Source organism: Exiguobacterium sp. U13-1 (assembly GCF_001750115.1).
Lineage (GTDB): Bacteria > Bacillota > Bacilli > Exiguobacteriales > Exiguobacteriaceae > Exiguobacterium_A > Exiguobacterium_A acetylicum.
The window spans coordinates 2809291-2826884 of the sequence record NZ_CP015731.1; the positions used below are offsets into that span (position 1 = coordinate 2809291).

The 17594-nt window shown below is 47.1% G+C and carries 20 protein-coding genes; 6 read left to right on the forward strand and 14 right to left on the reverse strand.

Going from position 1 to position 17594, the window contains the following annotated elements; genetic code table 11:
- Positions 1-43 precede the first annotated feature (43 nt).
- From ESP131_RS14575 to ESP131_RS14590, 4 genes are read right to left on the reverse strand one after another with little or no spacing between them, the layout of a single operon-like run.
- The gene (locus ESP131_RS14575) at positions 44-781 is read right to left on the reverse strand and encodes a hypothetical protein (RefSeq protein WP_069940886.1); all 738 of its coding nucleotides are present in this window, start codon (positions 779-781) and stop codon (positions 44-46) included.
- 37 nt (positions 782-818) lie between these two features.
- Positions 819-1427: a YtpR family tRNA-binding protein gene (gene ytpR / locus ESP131_RS14580; RefSeq protein ID WP_069940887.1), complete on the reverse strand. Its 609-nt coding sequence runs from the start codon at positions 1425-1427 to the stop codon at positions 819-821.
- A gap of 53 nt (positions 1428-1480) precedes the next feature.
- Complete coding sequence (locus tag ESP131_RS14585) at positions 1481-2278, reverse strand: DUF1444 domain-containing protein (RefSeq protein ID WP_029342364.1); 798 nt, start codon at positions 2276-2278, stop codon at positions 1481-1483.
- Between the two features lie 53 nt (positions 2279-2331).
- Positions 2332-2640 carry a thioredoxin family protein gene (locus ESP131_RS14590; RefSeq protein ID WP_023469079.1) on the reverse strand — a complete coding sequence of 103 codons (309 nt, stop codon included), beginning with the start codon at positions 2638-2640 and terminating at the stop codon, positions 2332-2334.
- A 126-nt stretch (positions 2641-2766) separates the two neighbouring features.
- Between ESP131_RS14590 and ESP131_RS14595 the strand changes: the two genes are divergently transcribed.
- The gene (locus tag ESP131_RS14595) at positions 2767-3057 is read left to right on the forward strand and encodes a hypothetical protein (protein ID WP_029342365.1); all 291 of its coding nucleotides are present in this window, start codon (positions 2767-2769) and stop codon (positions 3055-3057) included.
- A gap of 83 nt (positions 3058-3140) precedes the next feature.
- Here ESP131_RS14595 and ESP131_RS14600 read toward each other — a convergent pair whose 3' ends face one another.
- The gene (locus ESP131_RS14600; RefSeq protein ID WP_029342366.1) at positions 3141-4154 is read right to left on the reverse strand and encodes a PTS sugar transporter subunit IIC; all 1014 of its coding nucleotides are present in this window, start codon (positions 4152-4154) and stop codon (positions 3141-3143) included.
- Between the two features lie 157 nt (positions 4155-4311).
- Positions 4312-5382 (reverse strand): M42 family metallopeptidase, encoded by a 1071-nt coding sequence (locus tag ESP131_RS14605; protein WP_029342367.1) that lies wholly within the window; start codon positions 5380-5382, stop codon positions 4312-4314.
- Positions 5383-5501: 119 nt separating this feature from the next.
- Between ESP131_RS14605 and ESP131_RS14610 the strand changes: the two genes are divergently transcribed.
- Both ESP131_RS14610 and ESP131_RS14615 read left to right on the forward strand, forming a co-directional pair.
- A complete protein-coding gene (locus tag ESP131_RS14610) occupies positions 5502-5804 on the forward strand; it encodes a PepSY domain-containing protein (RefSeq protein WP_012371126.1) in 303 nt (100 codons plus the stop codon).
- 69 nt (positions 5805-5873) lie between these two features.
- Complete coding sequence (locus ESP131_RS14615) at positions 5874-6230, forward strand: DUF1304 domain-containing protein (protein ID WP_029342368.1); 357 nt, start codon at positions 5874-5876, stop codon at positions 6228-6230.
- A 41-nt stretch (positions 6231-6271) separates the two neighbouring features.
- Here ESP131_RS14615 and ESP131_RS14620 read toward each other — a convergent pair whose 3' ends face one another.
- Together ESP131_RS14620 and trmB are read right to left on the reverse strand one after the other, a co-directional pair.
- Entirely contained in the window at positions 6272-6787 is a 516-nt protein-coding gene (locus ESP131_RS14620; protein WP_029342369.1) for a hypothetical protein, read from the reverse strand.
- A 116-nt stretch (positions 6788-6903) separates the two neighbouring features.
- Positions 6904-7545, reverse strand: a complete 642-nt coding sequence (gene trmB, locus ESP131_RS14625) for a tRNA (guanosine(46)-N7)-methyltransferase TrmB (protein ID WP_029342370.1) — start codon at positions 7543-7545, stop codon at positions 6904-6906.
- Between the two features lie 176 nt (positions 7546-7721).
- Between trmB and cydS the strand changes: the two genes are divergently transcribed.
- The 3 genes from cydS to budA all read left to right on the forward strand — a co-directional run bounded on the left by cydS (position 7722) and on the right by budA (position 10402).
- The gene (cydS, locus tag ESP131_RS17085; RefSeq protein ID WP_023469087.1) at positions 7722-7823 is read left to right on the forward strand and encodes a cytochrome bd oxidase small subunit CydS family protein; all 102 of its coding nucleotides are present in this window, start codon (positions 7722-7724) and stop codon (positions 7821-7823) included.
- Positions 7824-7985: 162 nt separating this feature from the next.
- Positions 7986-9677, forward strand: coding sequence for an acetolactate synthase AlsS (alsS, locus tag ESP131_RS14630; RefSeq protein WP_029342371.1), 1692 nt, complete (start codon positions 7986-7988; stop codon positions 9675-9677).
- A gap of 11 nt (positions 9678-9688) precedes the next feature.
- On the forward strand, positions 9689-10402 hold the full coding sequence (budA, locus tag ESP131_RS14635; protein WP_069940888.1) for an acetolactate decarboxylase: 714 nt from the start codon (positions 9689-9691) through the stop codon (positions 10400-10402).
- Positions 10403-10443: 41 nt separating this feature from the next.
- Here budA and ESP131_RS14640 read toward each other — a convergent pair whose 3' ends face one another.
- Genes ESP131_RS14640 through pepV form a run of 6 tightly spaced genes read right to left on the reverse strand, consistent with a single transcriptional unit; the run spans position 10444 to position 17481 of the window.
- Positions 10444-11244, reverse strand: coding sequence for a phosphotransferase family protein (locus ESP131_RS14640; RefSeq protein WP_029342373.1), 801 nt, complete (start codon positions 11242-11244; stop codon positions 10444-10446).
- 51 nt (positions 11245-11295) lie between these two features.
- Complete coding sequence (pulA, locus tag ESP131_RS14645) at positions 11296-13437, reverse strand: type I pullulanase (RefSeq protein WP_069940889.1); 2142 nt, start codon at positions 13435-13437, stop codon at positions 11296-11298.
- 34 nt (positions 13438-13471) lie between these two features.
- Positions 13472-14347 (reverse strand): hypothetical protein, encoded by an 876-nt coding sequence (locus ESP131_RS14650; RefSeq protein WP_231925647.1) that lies wholly within the window; start codon positions 14345-14347, stop codon positions 13472-13474.
- Between the two features lies 1 nt (position 14348).
- Positions 14349-14867 (reverse strand): RNA 2',3'-cyclic phosphodiesterase, encoded by a 519-nt coding sequence (gene thpR / locus ESP131_RS14655; protein ID WP_029342376.1) that lies wholly within the window; start codon positions 14865-14867, stop codon positions 14349-14351.
- 8 nt (positions 14868-14875) lie between these two features.
- A complete protein-coding gene (locus ESP131_RS14660) occupies positions 14876-16024 on the reverse strand; it encodes an MFS transporter (RefSeq protein ID WP_047393490.1) in 1149 nt (382 codons plus the stop codon).
- Between the two features lie 59 nt (positions 16025-16083).
- Positions 16084-17481: a dipeptidase PepV gene (gene pepV / locus ESP131_RS14665; RefSeq protein WP_047393487.1), complete on the reverse strand. Its 1398-nt coding sequence runs from the start codon at positions 17479-17481 to the stop codon at positions 16084-16086.
- Between the last annotated feature and the right edge of the window lie 113 nt (positions 17482-17594).

Consider the following 17594-nt stretch of genomic DNA (forward strand, 5'->3'; position numbering starts at 1 on the left):
ATCGGGCTCGGGTACAAAACCTGTACCATTATAGCAAACCGATTTATTTTTTACCATGTAAATTATTTTGCTCGCGACGTGCGCGATACATCGCCATCAAGTCTTTCGTTGTCATGACGACGTTGACAGGCGGTCCGACCGGTTTTTTCACTTCCGACTGAACAGGCTTATCCACCTCGGTAACAGATGAATCTTGATCTACTTCAATAGCAGATGTATCAAGAATCGGTTCGAAGCTCTCCAATTGTTGCTCAGCTTCTTTTTCATCAGCAGACGCTTCATTTGATGCCTCTGTCGTAATAGCTGATTGTTCCATCGTCTCACTGTTGGAAGAGGTTTCAATTACGTCCGTTTCTTCTACTTCCGTTACGGTCGGTACTTCTTCTCTCACGAGTTCTTCACTTGTGTGAGGTTCCGGTACGAGCAATTCGACGTCCGTCACCGGTACAAGACCAGCATCTGCTTCCGCTTCGTCTACTACGACTTCTGGCGCGATCAGTTCTTGATCCGTCAAAGCAACCTCATCGGTATTTCCCTCTTCCACTGTTTCCGAAACCTGCTCACTCGTTTCCGTTTCTTCCGTAGCTTTTACGATTTCCGATGCAGATTGCTTCGGACGTTGGAATCCATAAATCGGTGAAGGAACATCCGTTAAAACGAAGCGATCTTCACGCTCCTCTTTTTTCGGACGTTCTACCGGCTTTGTCTCACGTTCCCCTGCAAGCTCTCGACGAATCCGGGCAGCCTGCTCTTTTAGTGACTGTTCATAACGATTACTCATACGTTCACCCCTCCATCTTGTTAAAAAATCGGTCGAATCATCGACCGATTGAGAATGCTTCCCCTACTGCTTTTGTATCATCGAGTACAAGAATCCCTTTTTCTTGTGGTGCATCGACAAGCCCGAGCTCACGCGCTGAGCAGAGCATACCGCTTGATGGTACGCCGCGTAACGCCGAAGGACGGATGATTAACCCAGACGGCATGACCGCTCCTGGTTTAGCAACGACTACTTTTTGACCCGCCGCTACATTCGGTGCTCCACAAACGATTTGTAAAGTTCCGTTATCTACTTCTACCTGACAGACCGATAATTTATCAGCATCCGGATGCTTCTCGCAAGAAGCAACGAACCCAACAACGAATTTCGGAGAATAATCCACTTGTTCGAGTGACAATTTGATATCTCGACTCGCCAGTTCCTTTTGGATGCGTGTTGCCAATTCTTCCGTCAATTCAACCGGTCCTTGTGTCTCGATCGTAAATGTAGTCGAAGCATCAAACAGGTTGTAACCGACGACACGATCACCATGCTTGATAATTGCTACGTCTCCTTCACGAGTCGCTGTCACTTCCGCACGTGGTGCGCCTTCCAAAATAATCATTAAGACGTCGCCGACGCCCTCTTTATTATAAAACACATTCATTCAATCCATGACTCCCTTCCGTCTTTCTCACAATGCCTATTGTATCAGATTCTTCACTCTTTCGGCTGCTTGTTTTTCGCAAGGACGAAGACCGGTTCTAGATTGCCATCTTCATATAAGAATGGTAATGCCGTGACCGGGACACGACCGTTCGAGAAGAAGTCAAACATCAGTTGCTGTAAGACATCATATCCGGCATCATTCCGAATATCAGCGAAAATCAGGACATCCTGATGCGGAATCCCGACAGCGAATTCTCCTTCGATTTGCGCCGCATAATCGGCTAATAACGTCTTGTTCAAAACACGACTCGCCTCGTATCCGTCACCGAGACTCAAGAAATAAAAGATATTCCCTGCGACTTCGTCTTGTTTGAATGGCGCATCAAGCGATTTCACATTAAAACGAGCTGCTTCTGATAACTGTTCAGCTGTCCACTCTGCAGATGCCAGTAACTCCTCATCAATCAAACGATACGTCGCTCCTAAATCGAGTGCGTACATGATTTTCGTCTCGCCCGTATGTGGTGTACTGACGAGCGTCTTTCCTTCTTTTGTCGTATCGGCAAACGATTTAGCGCGAATGACGGGAAAGATTTTTTGTTCTTGTCCAACGAGTGAGATTTGATCCGTTTGTCCGAGTACAGCACGGATATATTCGATCGTCTCTTCGACCGCGATGACACCTCTTCGTTTTGCTTTTGCGACAAGCGGATTCAATCCGACATCAACGCCTGATTTATCGTGCTTTCGCTCAATTCGTAATACAGACTTTTCACGATCGAAATACGTCGTGTACCCTTCTTCTTCAAATGTTTGTGTCATCATTCTTCGGATTTGTTGTAGTTCCATTCGAATTCATCCTTTCTATCATGAAAAAAAGCGAGTCAGCGCTCGCTTTTTTCTTAAACCGTCTCTAAAAATGCTGTCACCTGTTCTGGTGTTTTCCGCTCTTTCCCAACATAACGCCCTGTCTCTTCACCATCGCGGAACGCAACAAAACTTGGAATTCCGAAGATGTCCATTTCCTGGGCAATTTCAATATGATCGTCACGATCGACATAGTAAAACTCGAAGCCGTTAAATGTTTGCTCGATTTCCGGCATGAACGGATCTAAGAAGCGGCAATCCGGGCACCAGTTTGCTGAGAATAAAAAGACGGCATTTCCTTGTTTTGCTGTATCGAATTCTTGTTTGGATTGTAATGTTTTCATGATGATTTCCTCCTTTGATTTCCCTAGAAGTCATTGCTCTCATCATAGCATATTCAATTGTGGCTGTGCGTTTTCGTGCTTGGTTTGCTATACTGCAACTAGAAAACACCTGGAAAGGACTTCACTATGGCAGATCAACCAATCAAACATCCGTTCGAACGCTTCGTCGGCTTCATCGGCATGACAAGTTGTTTACGTTACGGCTATTCTTTCATCGATTCCGAACGGAGCTTACCGGAAATCTTTTTGTATTTAGTCATCGGTTTTGCGATCATCATTTTACTCGAAGCACTCGGAAAACGACTCGCTCGAAAATTACCCGTCGTACGCATGCGGTATTTGACTCCACTTTATCTCATTTATCTCTACGTTTTCTTTACGAGTTTTTATTCAAGTTCATTTGGATTCTCTTTATGAAAAAAGCTGATTCAAAAAGTCATATGCTTGTTCGTCCACCATCCGGTCAAACAGGCATATCCTTTAGAATCAGCTTTTTGTACTTAATATTCGATTTTTAAGTCGCCATCTTGAATTCGCCCAAAGCGTCGTAAGACACGATAGATGAAATAACTGATGATACCAGGCGCAAGGAAACAGAGGACAGCAACTGCTAGGTAATACTCCATTTCGAACCCCATCGTTTTTAATAACATCAACGGACCAACGAATCCGCTCGTACCCATACCAGAACCTTCTGGATTGCTCTCAAGCATTAACAGAACAGTCGCGAATGGCGCTAGTATAGCACCGGCTACCGTCGGTGGTAGAAGAATCCAAGGATTTCGAATGATATTCCCTACTTGTAACATCGATGTTCCAATCCCTTGGGCAACCACACCACCGATTCCGTTATCACGGTAACTGATGACGCCAAATCCAATCATCTGTGCCGCACAACCGATCGTCGCCGCCCCTGCAGCAAGTCCATCCAAACCAAGCATGATTCCAAGCGCAGCACTCGAAATCGGCGCTGTCAATGCAAGACCCATGACGGTAGCAACGAAAATTCCCATGAATAATGGTTCGCGTTCCGTTCCCCAACGAATCAACTCGCCCAGATCCGTCATGCCTTTTCCAATCCACTTCCCTGCGTAACGTCCGGCAACGAATCCAGCTAGTAACGTAACGAACGGCGTCAATAAAATATCAAGTCGCGTCGTCTTTGAAACGAGTTTTCCGATCTCTGTCGCAAGAAGCGTTGCAATGTAACTACCTGCTGGTCCTCCTGCTTCATATCCGAACGCACCAACGGCAACTGCTGCGAACAAGATCAGCGGTGGTGCCTCAAGTGCAAACGCTACAGCCACACCGATTGCTGGTCCCGTCAGCGCGATCGCCTGCTCTCCTAACTGAATGAGAAACTTCGCCTCTACACCACGATCGACCAGTCCTTCACCAATCGTCCGGATGATGAGACCCATGATCAACGAACTAAACAAGCCAAGTGCCATATAACTTAATACGGTTATGAAATATACTTTAGGGCTAAGTGAAATCCCTTTTTGTTTGAACATCTTGTCACGTCCTTTTCTTAACATCGCGTATCATTATATCAAATCTCCTTTCTATCCGACTACATTGTTTTTTCAACTGACAAGACAGTTAGTATTTACATCATTCTTATTAAACAAAAACAGACAGCGGATTCACATCCACTGTCTGTCATGTCATTCACTTGACTTGTAGCGTCGCGAGCGTTGTCGCATCGAGATTCGTGACGAGTTTCCGAAGCAATTCCTTCGCCGCATCATAATCATCTGTATGCATGATCGATGCATGCGTATGGATGTAGCGTGCTGGTAAGCCAACGACTGTCGTTGGAATCCCATTATTCGAACGATGGATGACACCACCATCGGTCCCACCTGCACCGACATAGTATTGGTACGGAATTTTGTTCGATTCTGCCGTATCGAGGACGTAATCCGTCATCTCTTTTGAGAGGATCATGACACTGTCTTTAATTCGAAGCAATGGTCCTTGTCCGAGTTGACCGAATTCCGTTTTGTCTCCTGATGCATCATTGGCAGGAGAAGCGTCGACGACGAACGCGACATCGGGATCGATGAGTGCTGTCGCTGTTTGCGCACCGCGCAATCCAACTTCTTCTTGAACCGTTGCACCCGAGAACAAAATGTTCGGATGATCCGCCGCTGTCGTCTCTTCCAGCAATTCAATCGCCATTCCGACACCATAGCGGTTATCCCATGCTTTCGCCATGATCTTCTTCGGATTCGCCATCGGTGTGAACGGGAAGAATGGTACGGCAGGGATACCTGGACGTACTCCGAACGATTCCGCCTCTTCTTTGGAGTCCGCACCGATATCGATGAACATGTCTTTGATCGCCATTGGCTTATTGCGTACTTCTTCTGTCAATAAGTGTGGTGGAATCGATGCGATAACACCAGGGATGACACCGTTGTCCGTACAGATCGAGAAGCGTTGCGCAAGCAACACTTGGCTCCACCAGCCACCGAGCGGTTGAATCCGTAACATTCCGTTCTTCGTGATTTGCGTCACCATGAATGCCACTTCGTCCATGTGCCCGGCAACCATGACTTTCGGTCCTGTCACATCGCCTGTTCGTTTCCCGAAAATCGAACCGAGTCCATCCGTAACGATCTCATCCGTGACAGGTGTGATGCGTTCGCGAACGAACTGACGAACGTCGTGCTCAAACCCCGGTGCCCCATTTAATTCCGTCAGTGTTCGAAATAACTCTCTCGTTTTTTCATTCATATGTATCGCCTCCTGCTTCTCATTATACAAAAAATTGCTTCTATCACTTAACCTTTTGTTTCTCTCTGAACGAATTATTTGGTACAGTAGGAATAGAACCTGTAAGGAGGGGAATTTTAATGAAAAAACGCTATTGGATTATCGGATTGGCAGCAGCTGTCGTCGCCGCTTTCGCAGTGAAGAAAGCCGTTGATAACAAACAACTTTCTGCCGAGGAAGCGCTCGAAATCACGAAACGCACATTTTCAGCAAAAGGACGTGTCCAAGGTGCATGGATCTCTGCAACACCAGAGGCTTACGCATATGAGTCACGTGACTACCAAAGCTACAAAGGTGGCATCTCGGTCCTTGAAGGTGATGACGAAAAAACGTATCAATTCACAGTTGATGCCGAAACCGGCGCTTTACTCGAATACGCTTAATCAAAAGACCGTGCTTCGATCGACGAAGTACGGTCTTTTTTCCACGTTCATGTAAAGGAGGTATGATTCATGTCGATTCTTGCTACGCTGTTCGTTATCCTCGTTGCTTTGGAACACTTTTATATTTTAGCACTTGAAATGTTCTTTCTTTCTTCCAAAGCGGCTCGTCGAACGTTCGGCTTAACGGACGAAGCTGTTGCATCACAACAAATTCGCACACTTTTTGCGAATCAAGGCTTATATAATGGGTTTTTAGCAGCCGGATTAGTATTCGGTCTGATTCGTGAGGATGTCGCTGTCCAATTGTTCTTTTTAGCGTGTGTCATCATCGCTGCGCTTTATGGTGCCGCGACTGCCAATCGCTCTATTTTACTCAAACAAGGCTTGCCTGCCATACTTGCTTTCATCTTTGTATTGCTTGCATGAGAAAAGCCCCTATCCGATTGGATAGAGGCTTTTTTTCTTAATTAACGCGGGTTGTCGTTGCGTTCGTAGATCGGGTTCATGTATTCCGTCGTCGAGTATAGACGTGGAACAACGATGTATAAGATGACCGCTGGTACAGCGATGATCAACAACATCAAGAGCATCGGTAACCAGTAGACGACTTTTTGTTGAAGATTATCCGAGTTGCTGTCGATGTATTCTTTTACGCCATCAACTTTTGCAGCATCGGCACTCGTCAACAATTTACCGCTATCGGCATTGAAGAAGTGGATTTCACGTTTGATCGTGATGAAGATGCCGTCACGGACTGTCTCGATGACAGCGATTCCGCCAATGACTTCTTCTCCTTTTTCATTCGTGAACGTCTTCGGATCCTCGATTTCGACCGAACCTTTTTTATAATCGTAATGCGTCGTTGGTAATTCCTCATTTAATGCTTTCGTCATTTCTGAGGTATCAACCGCAGCAAGTACCGATTGACCGATACTTAACGCGAGAAAGAGCGCCGTTACGAAGGCTAAGCTTTTCTGCCACATCCCCAAATTCCCCCTTTACCTATAAGTACAAGTTCTTCAGTCAACAACATTGTACCAATTAATAAGAAAAAAGTGTGAAAGAAATACCAGGAAAATAAGAAAACTTTTTGTCTAAATTAATTTTGGTACGTTGCTTCCATCCGATAAATCGGTTGACCCATTGATGAAAAACGCTCTTCGTACTCTGTTCGGACGTTATCTTCCGGTTCATTCGCATGTAAATCAAGCGACATCCAGTCGAAGCGCATGCCGTATGCTGACATCGTCATCAAACTCGATTCAAACAACTTCCGATTATCTGTCTTGAAATGGATTTGCCCTTTCGCCGGTAAAATATCTTCATATGTCGAGAGGAATGTTTTATACGTCAAACGGCGTTTCGCATGACGTGTCTTTGGCCATGGATCAGAGAAGTTCAAGTACACGCGGGCCACTTCGCCTTTTTCAAAGTAATCACGTAGGTCTTTTGCATCGACCGTCAAGACGCGAACGTTCGATTGTGGTGTCTCGACCAATTTTTGAACGATTGTCACGGCAACGCTTTCGAATAATTCAATCGCGATGAAGTTGACATCCGGGTGTTGGTGCGCCATTCCGGTAATGAAGGCTCCTTTCCCTGATCCCACTTCGATATAGATCGGATTATCATTTTTGAACTCGCTAGCCCATGCTCCTTTAAGAGATGCTGGTTCTGCTATATAGATCGAGGATTGTTCCTTCATATAATCCTGCGCCCATGGTTTATGTCGTAAACGCACTATCGTTCATCCTTTCCAAACTTAAATTATCCGCAGATAAGTTTATCATGATTCGGGTAATTATATAAGAACTTCTTCATTTCCTTTCGAAGAATGTTCAGCAGTTCGTCACTTGAGAAATAGTGAGCATTCTAATACACTTAAGGTACGTAAGAACCGAAAAGGAGGGCTATCCTGTGGATGATTTCTTGATTAGTTGGGCATCTCCCATCGTTCTCGTATTGGGAATCACTGCTTTGTTCGTCTGGGCGACTTTCGGAAAAGTCGACGTCGAATAAGAGCAATCTCTGTACCTTGTGTAATCGTACACAAGGTACTTTTTTTATTTTCTAAACGATTTTAGGTTGGTTTTACCATGAAACAGATGTATACTTTTTTTGAAACAGATAATTTATTACAGCTATCGAACACCAAAAACGTTGGTAAAAAGGAGAATTGTAATGAACGAAAATAAAAACAGTGATTCAAAAGAACTAGTACAGAAGAAAACAGGTGCGGACCTAGTCGTCGATTCACTCATCGAGCAGGGTGTCGATTACATCTTCGGTATTCCCGGCGCCAAAATCGATTCCGTCTTCAATGTGTTACAGGACCGGGGACCTGAACTCATCGTTGCACGGCACGAACAAAATGCTGCCTTCATGGCTCAAGCCATCGGACGCTTAACGGACAAACCGGGTGTTGTCCTTGTGACATCTGGTCCTGGGGCATCGAATTTAGCGACTGGTCTTGTGACAGCGAACTCTGAAGGTGACCCTGTTGTCGCAATTGCCGGAGCTGTCACGCGAGCCGATCGTTTAAAACGAACACATCAGTCAATGGACAACCAGGCACTCTTTACACCGATTACGAACTTCAGTGCGGAAGTGCAAGATGCCGACAACATTCCAGAAGTATTATCGAATGCTTTCCGAACAGCTGAAACGACAGCTGGAGCTGCTTTCGTCAGTATCCCGCAAGACGTCGGGCTAAGCGAAGCGAACGTCACGGCGTTCCGTGCGGTCGAAGCACCAAAGCTTGGTGTGGCACCAGAAGCATGGGTCGACGAAACAGCCCGTCTGATTCAAGATGCAAAACTCCCTGTCTTGTTACTCGGTATGCGCGCGAGTCAACCAGACGTCGTACATGCGATTCGTTCGTTACTCAAAAATGTCTCGATCCCTGTCGTTCAGACATTCCAAGCGGCCGGTACATTATCACGTGAGCTTGAATCGAATTTTTACGGACGTGTTGGATTGTTCCGTAATCAGCCGGGAGATGCGTTACTTGCAGAAGCCGATCTCGTCCTCTCGATCGGATATGACCCAATCGGTTATGACCCGAAATTCTGGAACCAACCAACGCACGACCGGACGCTTGTTCACATCGATCAAATGCGTGCTGAAATTGATCATTTCTATCGTCCCGACCGTGAGCTTGTCGGTGATATGGCGAAAACAGTCGACGCGATCGCTGAACGCCTGCAACCACTCACATTACCGGAAAGCTCGGTTCAGTTCCTTGAAGGATTACATCAACGTCTTGTCGATCGCGATGTTCCTCCTGTCGCGGATTCTCCATTGACGCATCCACTTTATTTCATGAAGACGTTACGTGAAAAAATTGCGGACGATGTCACGGTCACGGTCGATGTCGGCTCACACTATATCTGGATGGCACGTCACTTCCGTTCGTACGAACCACGCCACCTCCTCTTTAGTAACGGGATGCAAACGCTCGGCGTCGCACTTCCATGGGCAATCGCAGCTACACTCGTCCGTCCTGGGAAGAAAGCTGTCTCGATTTCAGGTGACGGCGGATTCCTCTTCTCTGCAATGGAACTTGAGACAGCTGTCCGTTTGAACTCACCACTCGTCCACTTCGTTTGGCGCGATAGCGGATTCGATATGGTCGCGTTCCAACAAGAGATGAAATACAAACGGAAATCCGGTACGTCATTTGGTGACGTCGATCTCGTCAAATATGCGGAAAGCTTTGGAGCAAAAGGACTCCGTGTCAATCATCCTTCGGAACTCGCAGCAATCATGGATGAAGCACTCGCGACAGACGGTCCCGTCATCGTTGATGTGCCGATCGATTACCGTGACAACATCGCGCTCGGAGAACAAGTTCATCTCGATCAATTGAACTAAGGAGGATTCACATGGCACACGATAAAACACTCGTCCAGATTTCAACGATGATGGCACTGCTTGACGGCGTATTCGAGAGTGAAGTGACGTACGCTTCCGTCCTTGATCAACGTGATTTCGGTATCGGAACGTTTGACCACTTAGACGGTGAGATGATTGGAGTCGATGGACAGTTCTATCAACTCCGCTCAGATGGTAGCGCTCGACCGCTTCAACCCGAGACGACGACCCCTTTCGCGACATTAACCCGTTTCGAGCCGGAACAAACCCTGACCGTGACGGAAGAGATGTCAAAAGCGACGTTTGAGCACTGGCTGAACGAACAACTCCCTACGATCAATAGCTTTTATGCTATCCGGATTGATGGAACGTTCACGGAGGTTCAGACACGCACCGTTGCGCGTCAGGAGAAGCCGTTCGTTCCGATTACGGAAGCTGTCGCTTCTCAAAGTGCTCGTACGTTCGAGCACACGGAAGGAACGCTTGCCGGATACTATACACCACGATTCGGTCACGGGATCGCCGTCGCCGGATATCATCTTCATTTCATCGATGCTGCCCACGAAGGTGGTGGTCACGTCTTTGACTACACAGTCAAGAACGTCACCGTCACATTCGAAGAAAAGTCGCAACTTGATTTACGTCTACCGACGACAGAGGCTTATCGATCGGCAGATCTCGAAAGTCACGATATTGAAAAAGAAATTAAAATCGCAGAAGGTTAAGCAAAAAAAGCGTGTCGTTCCCTTTCGGAATGACACGCTTTTTAGTCGTTTGAGTATTCAAGTAGCTGTTCAAGAAAATGATAACTGTCGTCGACATCTGGATGACGCGTATCTTCATACCAGTAGAGTGATAGTACCGCTTGCGCTACGACATACCAGTGCATGCGTCGCTTCAAATCACTCGTCAATGGATGTCCATAATGTTCAAACCATTCTGGCCAAGCTGCTTCGTCGACATAACTGTATAACATCATTCCAAGATCGTACGCACGGTCAGCAATGATCGCATCATCCCAATCGTTCAGGTAGAGTTGACCGTCTGCTCCCGTCAACCAGTTATTGTGGTTCAAATCTGAATGACAAACGACCTGCTCATCCGTTCTTACCTGCTCCAGATTTTGTTCGAGGTAAACCATCGCATGTTCCACGAGCTCCGGATCCTCTAAATCATCCGGTTGGAAGTACAAACGACATTGTCGCAATAACTCATCAGGTTCAATCGGGCGCTGATCAAGCTGTTGTAGCATGAACAGTAATTCCTTCGAATCATGGATTTTCCCAAGCAAACGTGCTACTTCAGGGCGTTCCATCATTTCGGGCTCTAACTCGTTCCCTTCAATGAACTGTTGGGCGCTGATGACGTCCCCACTATAAATCCGTTTCGTCCATAATAACTTCGGAACGATTCCGTCTGCGGATAAAATCGCCAAAAACGGCGATGAATTTCGTTTTAAGAACAACTTCGATTGTCCGGTTGAAGCGATGTACGCTTCTCCTGTGATTCCACCTGCTGGCGTAAGGGTCCAGCCTTCGCCAAGCGCATCTAAAATATCTAATTCCATTATAATCCGCTCAACTTTTTTAGTAGATTTGCCTAAGGCACAATGCTTATCTTAACACGTTGCAATCGTCGTTGACAACGGAAGGACCTGAATCCTGTCGACACCTTTTAGAAGCGGGTCGACCGAGGCCTCATCCCCTTGTACATGCACATTCCAGCGCGAATGATCCAGTCCGACTTCAACGATTTCGCGCGTCGTATTGTAAACGATGAGCGTGCGTTGCCATGCATCATACGAGTGGACCGCTCCAAGTTCATAAGCGATGACACCCGGACGTAAGTCGATGAAATGAAGCAACTCGCGAATCTGATTCGCTCGGTGCAATCGGAATCCGCCATGCATTCTACGAATCTGCAAAATCGTCTTGATGTAGGTTACAAGGGACAGATGATCATCCCGCCGTTCCCAGTCCATTCGATTGATCTCGTCTGGTGCGTTATAGCTGTTTTCAACACCTTGTTTTGTGCGCAAAAACTCTTGACCTGCGTGAAGAAACGGAATCCCTTGCGCAAACAAGGCAATCGTCTGAGCTAGGCGACTCATCCGCAATAATTGCAGTTCATCCGCCCCTGGACAAGATAACTTTAATTTATCGTATAACGTATGATTATCGTGCGCCTCGACGTAATTGATGGAATAAGTAGGTTCCGGAAAACGTCCGTGCGTTTGATTGTCGATGTGGATACTTCCCGCAATTCCGTTTCGGACCTCCCCTTCCTTCCAGCCATCTCCCGCAACGAATCCTCGGTCGAACTCACTGAACGTCGATCCTTTTAACGCGTCACGGAACACATCATTAAAATGGGCGATCCGCGGCATTTGCGCAGCAGAGGCACTCATCGCCTTTAATCGTTCCGGTAACGCTGTCGCAAGATCCCATCCTTCTCCATACACCAGAATCGTTGGATCAATCGCATCGAGCGCCGAACGAACATCATTCATCGTCTCAATGTCATGAATCCCCATCAAATCAAATCGAAAGGCATCAATACGGTAGACACGAGCAAAGTACGTCAAACAGTCAACGATGAGGCGGCGCATCATGAATCGCTCGGATGCGGTATCATTTCCGACACCCGTTCCGTTCGATAGTGTCCCGTCTACTTCGTAGCGGAAATAATAACCAGGGACAAGCTGTTCGAGAGAGGAGCGTTCTCGAATGAAGACGTGATTCATGACGACATCGAATGTGACACGAATGCCTGCTTCATGGAGCCGCTCTACCATTTCCGCGTACTCTCTGACGCGAACGAGTGGTTCAACCGAACTCGCATAACTCCCAGCTAGCCCGAACCAAAGCATTGGGTCGTATCCCCAGTTATACGGAGACCGCGTTCGTTCATCGGTCGTCTCAAAAAAGTGGACTGGTAGCAATTGCAGATGGGTGATCCCGAGATCCAGGAGATAATCAAGTCCCGTCGCATGACCTCGAGGAGAGCACGTCCCTCGTTCCGTCATCCCTGCGTATTGACCCGGATGACTTGAACCAGCTGAGTGATCGATCGTGAAATCACGAATATTCGCTTCGTAGATGACAGCGTCTGACGGTTTGACGAACAGAGGACGCGCGACGCGCTTCGGAAACCACTTGGTAATCGTCCGTTCGACGTCAACGATAACACCGTATCGACCATTCTCCGATATCGCACTAGCGTACGGATCAACGACCTCCTGTGTGCCAAGGTATGTCGTCACTTCATACCGATACCAGCACTCTGCGATATCTTGTTCCAGTTCAAGATGATAGGCACCTTGCTCTTGTCGCTCCATTTCGTACTTTCCAATCAAATGTTCATCTTGATCGCACACGACACACATGATCCGTTCTGCGACCGGCGACCAAACAGCAAAGTGAAATGCGCCCTCTTCTTCCCAGACGCCGAGTTTCCCTTCGTAGCGGTACTTGCGCTCGAATGCTTCCGTTCGAACTAACCGATCGGGAACGACGCGGATCGATCTCCCTGCTCCGAATACCTCATATCGGCATTCTAGCTCGACCGGTTCCAGAACCGTCAATTCATAAATCACCAATTGTTCCTCACGGTGTGTCTCGACTTGCTGGATCGCAAGTGATTGTCCATCACATTCAAGCGACCAGTGGATTGACGGATTGCCTTCGACCTCGACCCGGATGCTTTGGAACGATAAGAACTCCGCCCGGATCACTGGTATCGCTACTTCTTGGTTCGTCATCTCTTTCGCAACGACAATGCCGTCGCTCCCTCCCTTACTCTTGGATTCGAGACTGTCCCTCACTTTGAATCGCCATGTGAAACGGAATCGATACCGTCTCTTTTAGGATCTTTTCACATACTCGCATCTGAAATGCCTTTGTATGTGTCGCATTCGCATTCATCCGTTGCACCCAATTCGGAAAATCGACTTTATTGACATAAGTCGTCGTCGTTTCTTTTGGAATTTGATCAAAATAACCTGAAGGGGCGAGGATGACTCGTTCAATCGGCAAGACGTAATCTCGTCCGAGTACGACCCGTAAAATATCTTCTGTCCGCTTTAAACCGATGTTCGGATTCAAAATTTGTTTTGCAGAAGCCTTGAACGGCTGCTCCCGCCATAACTTATCTCGTCGGATATGATAGATACTTTCGTCGCCATCAAGCCATTCCATGATATAGATCGCAGACGGACCGACGACGAACGGACTCAACTCGACTTCTCCGACTTGATATTGGATGACCGCTCGATAAAACATCGCATACTGTTCATTTAGTAGATGCAGCATCTGGTAGAAGTCTAAATGACGTTTCAATGGAATCCGCCAAATGTCCTCCTCCCCTGCTCCGCCAGTGACGTTCAAGAGTTTTTGTAACTCGAGACGTTTTTTGTACCATTTATCAAACGCTCTTCGAGATAATTGTTTACCCGGAAGTTGAATGACTTCACTTTTTTTCATCACTTGCCACCACTTCTTCGGACGGATGAGCGTTTCTCCTGGAAACAACTCTCCTGCCTCCCATCTGCGATAGACATGGGCATAATCAAGTGCTTGGTGTTCACCGAATCGTTTCGTCATCTCTAGCGGATTTTTTTCAAATCGACTATCTAAGTCATATAGTTTCATCAAAATTGCGATGGGGATCACCTCATTCCTCTTCACCTAGATGAATCCGGTAAACCGGCTCATATCGCGGTGAAACCTCTGGTCGTACTTCAAATAGAACGAGTTCACGAACAGTCCACTCTACTGATCGGATCGGACTCGTCTTCCATTCGGCTGCCTCTGTGCGCCATTTTTTCGCGATCGTGACATGCGGAACGAATGGTCTGGTCGAATTCGGATCAATCTGTTCCACTAGTTGAAACAATTCCTTCGATTCTGTTCCAAATCCTACGACGCGTGGTCGTTCACCCCGACCAAACGTAATCAAACGATCGAATCGCAGCACGAAGGGTTCCATCGTACGTGCGATCTGCTGTAACTGCTGTTTCCACGACTGCTGTTCTTTTTCCTCTAATGGACCGAAAAAACGAAGTGTTAGATGGTACTCTTCTAACGTATAGACATTACGAAAGTACTCTGGTAGCGATAACCGTTCAGCAAGATTTGCCAAATCTTTAGAAGGGATCGGCAAAGCAATGAAAAAGTGTTGTTCTTGTCTCATCGTCGCGTTCACTCCTTCATACGACCACTAATACCATACAGAATCGCGCCTAGGATACTACTACTTGTATATACCCAAAAGACGGTATAGATTGTACTCTCCTCGAGTACAAAACCACTCATCAGATTAAACAACGCTGTCGCGAGTCCCGTCGTCATTGCCATATATGTACTGACGGCTGTTGCGACCATCGTCTCCGGAACGAGCGATCGGACATAATCTAAGGCGACAGGGATCAACAGACCAACGATCATTCCTTGCATCGCAGATAATACCCATAGCGTGACGATCGGAAGTTCTAAAGCAATCATCGCCGTCCGCGCAGCCGACAACAAGGAGACGAATACAAGAACCGGAATCGCTCCGAATCGTAATAACAGACGCGAGGCGATGCGCATGAACGGAATTTCGCACAGAACGGCGACAAAGAATAGTGTTCCGACGAGTGCCGTCGTCTCGCCACGAATCGTGACGTAGCTGCCAAAGTAATAATTGTTGGCGAAGATTGGTCCGAAGATTAAACTTCCCCCTGCTAGGAATAACAAGAAGCGTCGATTCGAAAAGAGCTGTTTTAGCGGTACGGGTTGCTGATGTGAAACATGGACGCTGCCCGTCTCTTCAATACCGATCAGCACAAGGAAACCGAGAACCCATGCTGCACCGGTTGCATAAAAAATCAGATTTAGTCCGCCATCCTCAGTGATTTGCCCAAGAACAAAAACAGCTAAAGCGAACCCTGCTGAGCCGAAAAGACGTAAAGCACCATAATCCACCTTACGCTTTCGCGTGTACTCGATCGCTAATGTATCCACGAGCGGAATATGCGCGCACTGGAACAACGCCCAGACGCAAGAAATCAACAATAAAAGTAGATAAGCAGAAGTCAGTAAGTAACTGAGTGTAAAAATACCGGCAGCAAGCATCGCGACGAGTAAGAGTCGTTTCGGCTTCCCGAGGCGATCCGCCGCGATTCCCCAGACAGGTTGTAGGAAAATGGAGAGAATCGGTCCAATCGCAACGATCGTTCCAATCTCTGAAGCCGACAGTCCGAACGCGTCGTTTGAGAAATAAAGCGCGAGATACGGAATGAGCGCTCCTTGTCCAAAGAAAATAAAGAAATATAAGGCTTGGAAATGATAGGTTTGACGATTTTTCACACGGAACTTCCTTTCAAGAAGCAATCCCCCCATCTTTACGATGCGGGGATCATCAATCATTATTTTGCGAGCTCATAAATCGCTTCTGCATAGATTGCGACAGCAAGCAATAGTTCATCAAAATCAACATATTCATCGACTTGGTGGGCAACTTCAGGACCACCCGGGAAGACTGGACCAAAAGCAACTCCCGCCGTCAACGAACGCGCATATGTGCCGCCACCAATCGCTATCAGATCAGCTGATTGGTTCGTGTGACGCTCATAAACGGCACTTAGCGTCTTGATCAATTCATGGTTTGGATCGACATGGTGCGGTGTCATATGCGTCCGCGTCTGCAATTCAAAACCATATCCTGCCGCGGCTTCCTTAATGATTTGCAGACGTTCCGTGAAGTCTGCCGTATACGGGTAACGGATGTTAATCGACGCCGTTCCTTGTTCTTCAGCATAGCGGAAAACGCCACCGTTGATCGTCAAGTCACCTGTTTCATCCGAAGCAGCGACACCAATTGCTACACCGCGAGAATCCCGGAACATATGCGTCACGAGTTGAATGTAACGACGACCGTTATAATCCAAGTGAAGCGTATTGAGGAAACGCGCCAAATGTAAGGCAGCATTTTTACCGTTGTCCGGCTCCATCGCATGGGCTGCGACACCGTTGACATCAAGTACGAGACCTTCTGTTTCTTGCTTGACTGTTCCCGTCAAACCTTGTTCTTCAAGATAAGAATGGAAATCCGTTTCAAGCGTTCCTACTTCGACGACACGAAGAAGCGCTTGGGCATGACCTGGAACCATGTTTGGACGTTCGCCACCTTCAAAACGAACGAGATGGTAGCCTGTATCCGAGGCTTGCGCTGGTTTCCCTTGAATCAATAACCCATCATAGAGTCCTTTTTCCGCATTGATGATCGGGAAGTCGGCATCTGGTGCAAAACCGAGTGTTGGCATCTCTTCATGTTTGAAGTAATGATTGACACAACGCCATTCACTCTCCTCATCCCCTCCTGCAATCAGACGGATGCGCTTCGAGAGTGGTAAGCCAAGCTCTTTGACGATTTTCAGGGCATAATACGCTGCCATCGTCGGTCCTTTATCATCGATTGCTCCACGCGCATACAGTTTTCCATCTACAAGCGTCGGGTTGAATGGACCGTATGTCCAGTGATCGCCACCAGCTGGTACGACGTCTAAGTGACAAAGAATACCGAGTAACTCTTCCCCTTGACCATACTCCAAATGTCCTGCATACCCATCGACATTTTTTGACGTGAACCCATCGCGTTCCCCTGTCGCGAGCATCCAATCGAGGGCACGTTTGACTTCATGACCAAACGGTGCGCCCTCTTCGATCGTCGATTCGTCGAGTACACTCGGAATCCGTAATAGTTCTTTTAAATCTTCTAATAAGTCCTCGCGACGTGCGAGTACTTCCTCTTTCCAATTCACCATCTGATTTCGCTCCTTCATTACGGGTTTTGGATTCGTTTCCTATACACCTTCCTAGTATAGCGAATATTCGTTCAGATACGAACATCCAAATTCTGTTTTCTTTTTTATTTATT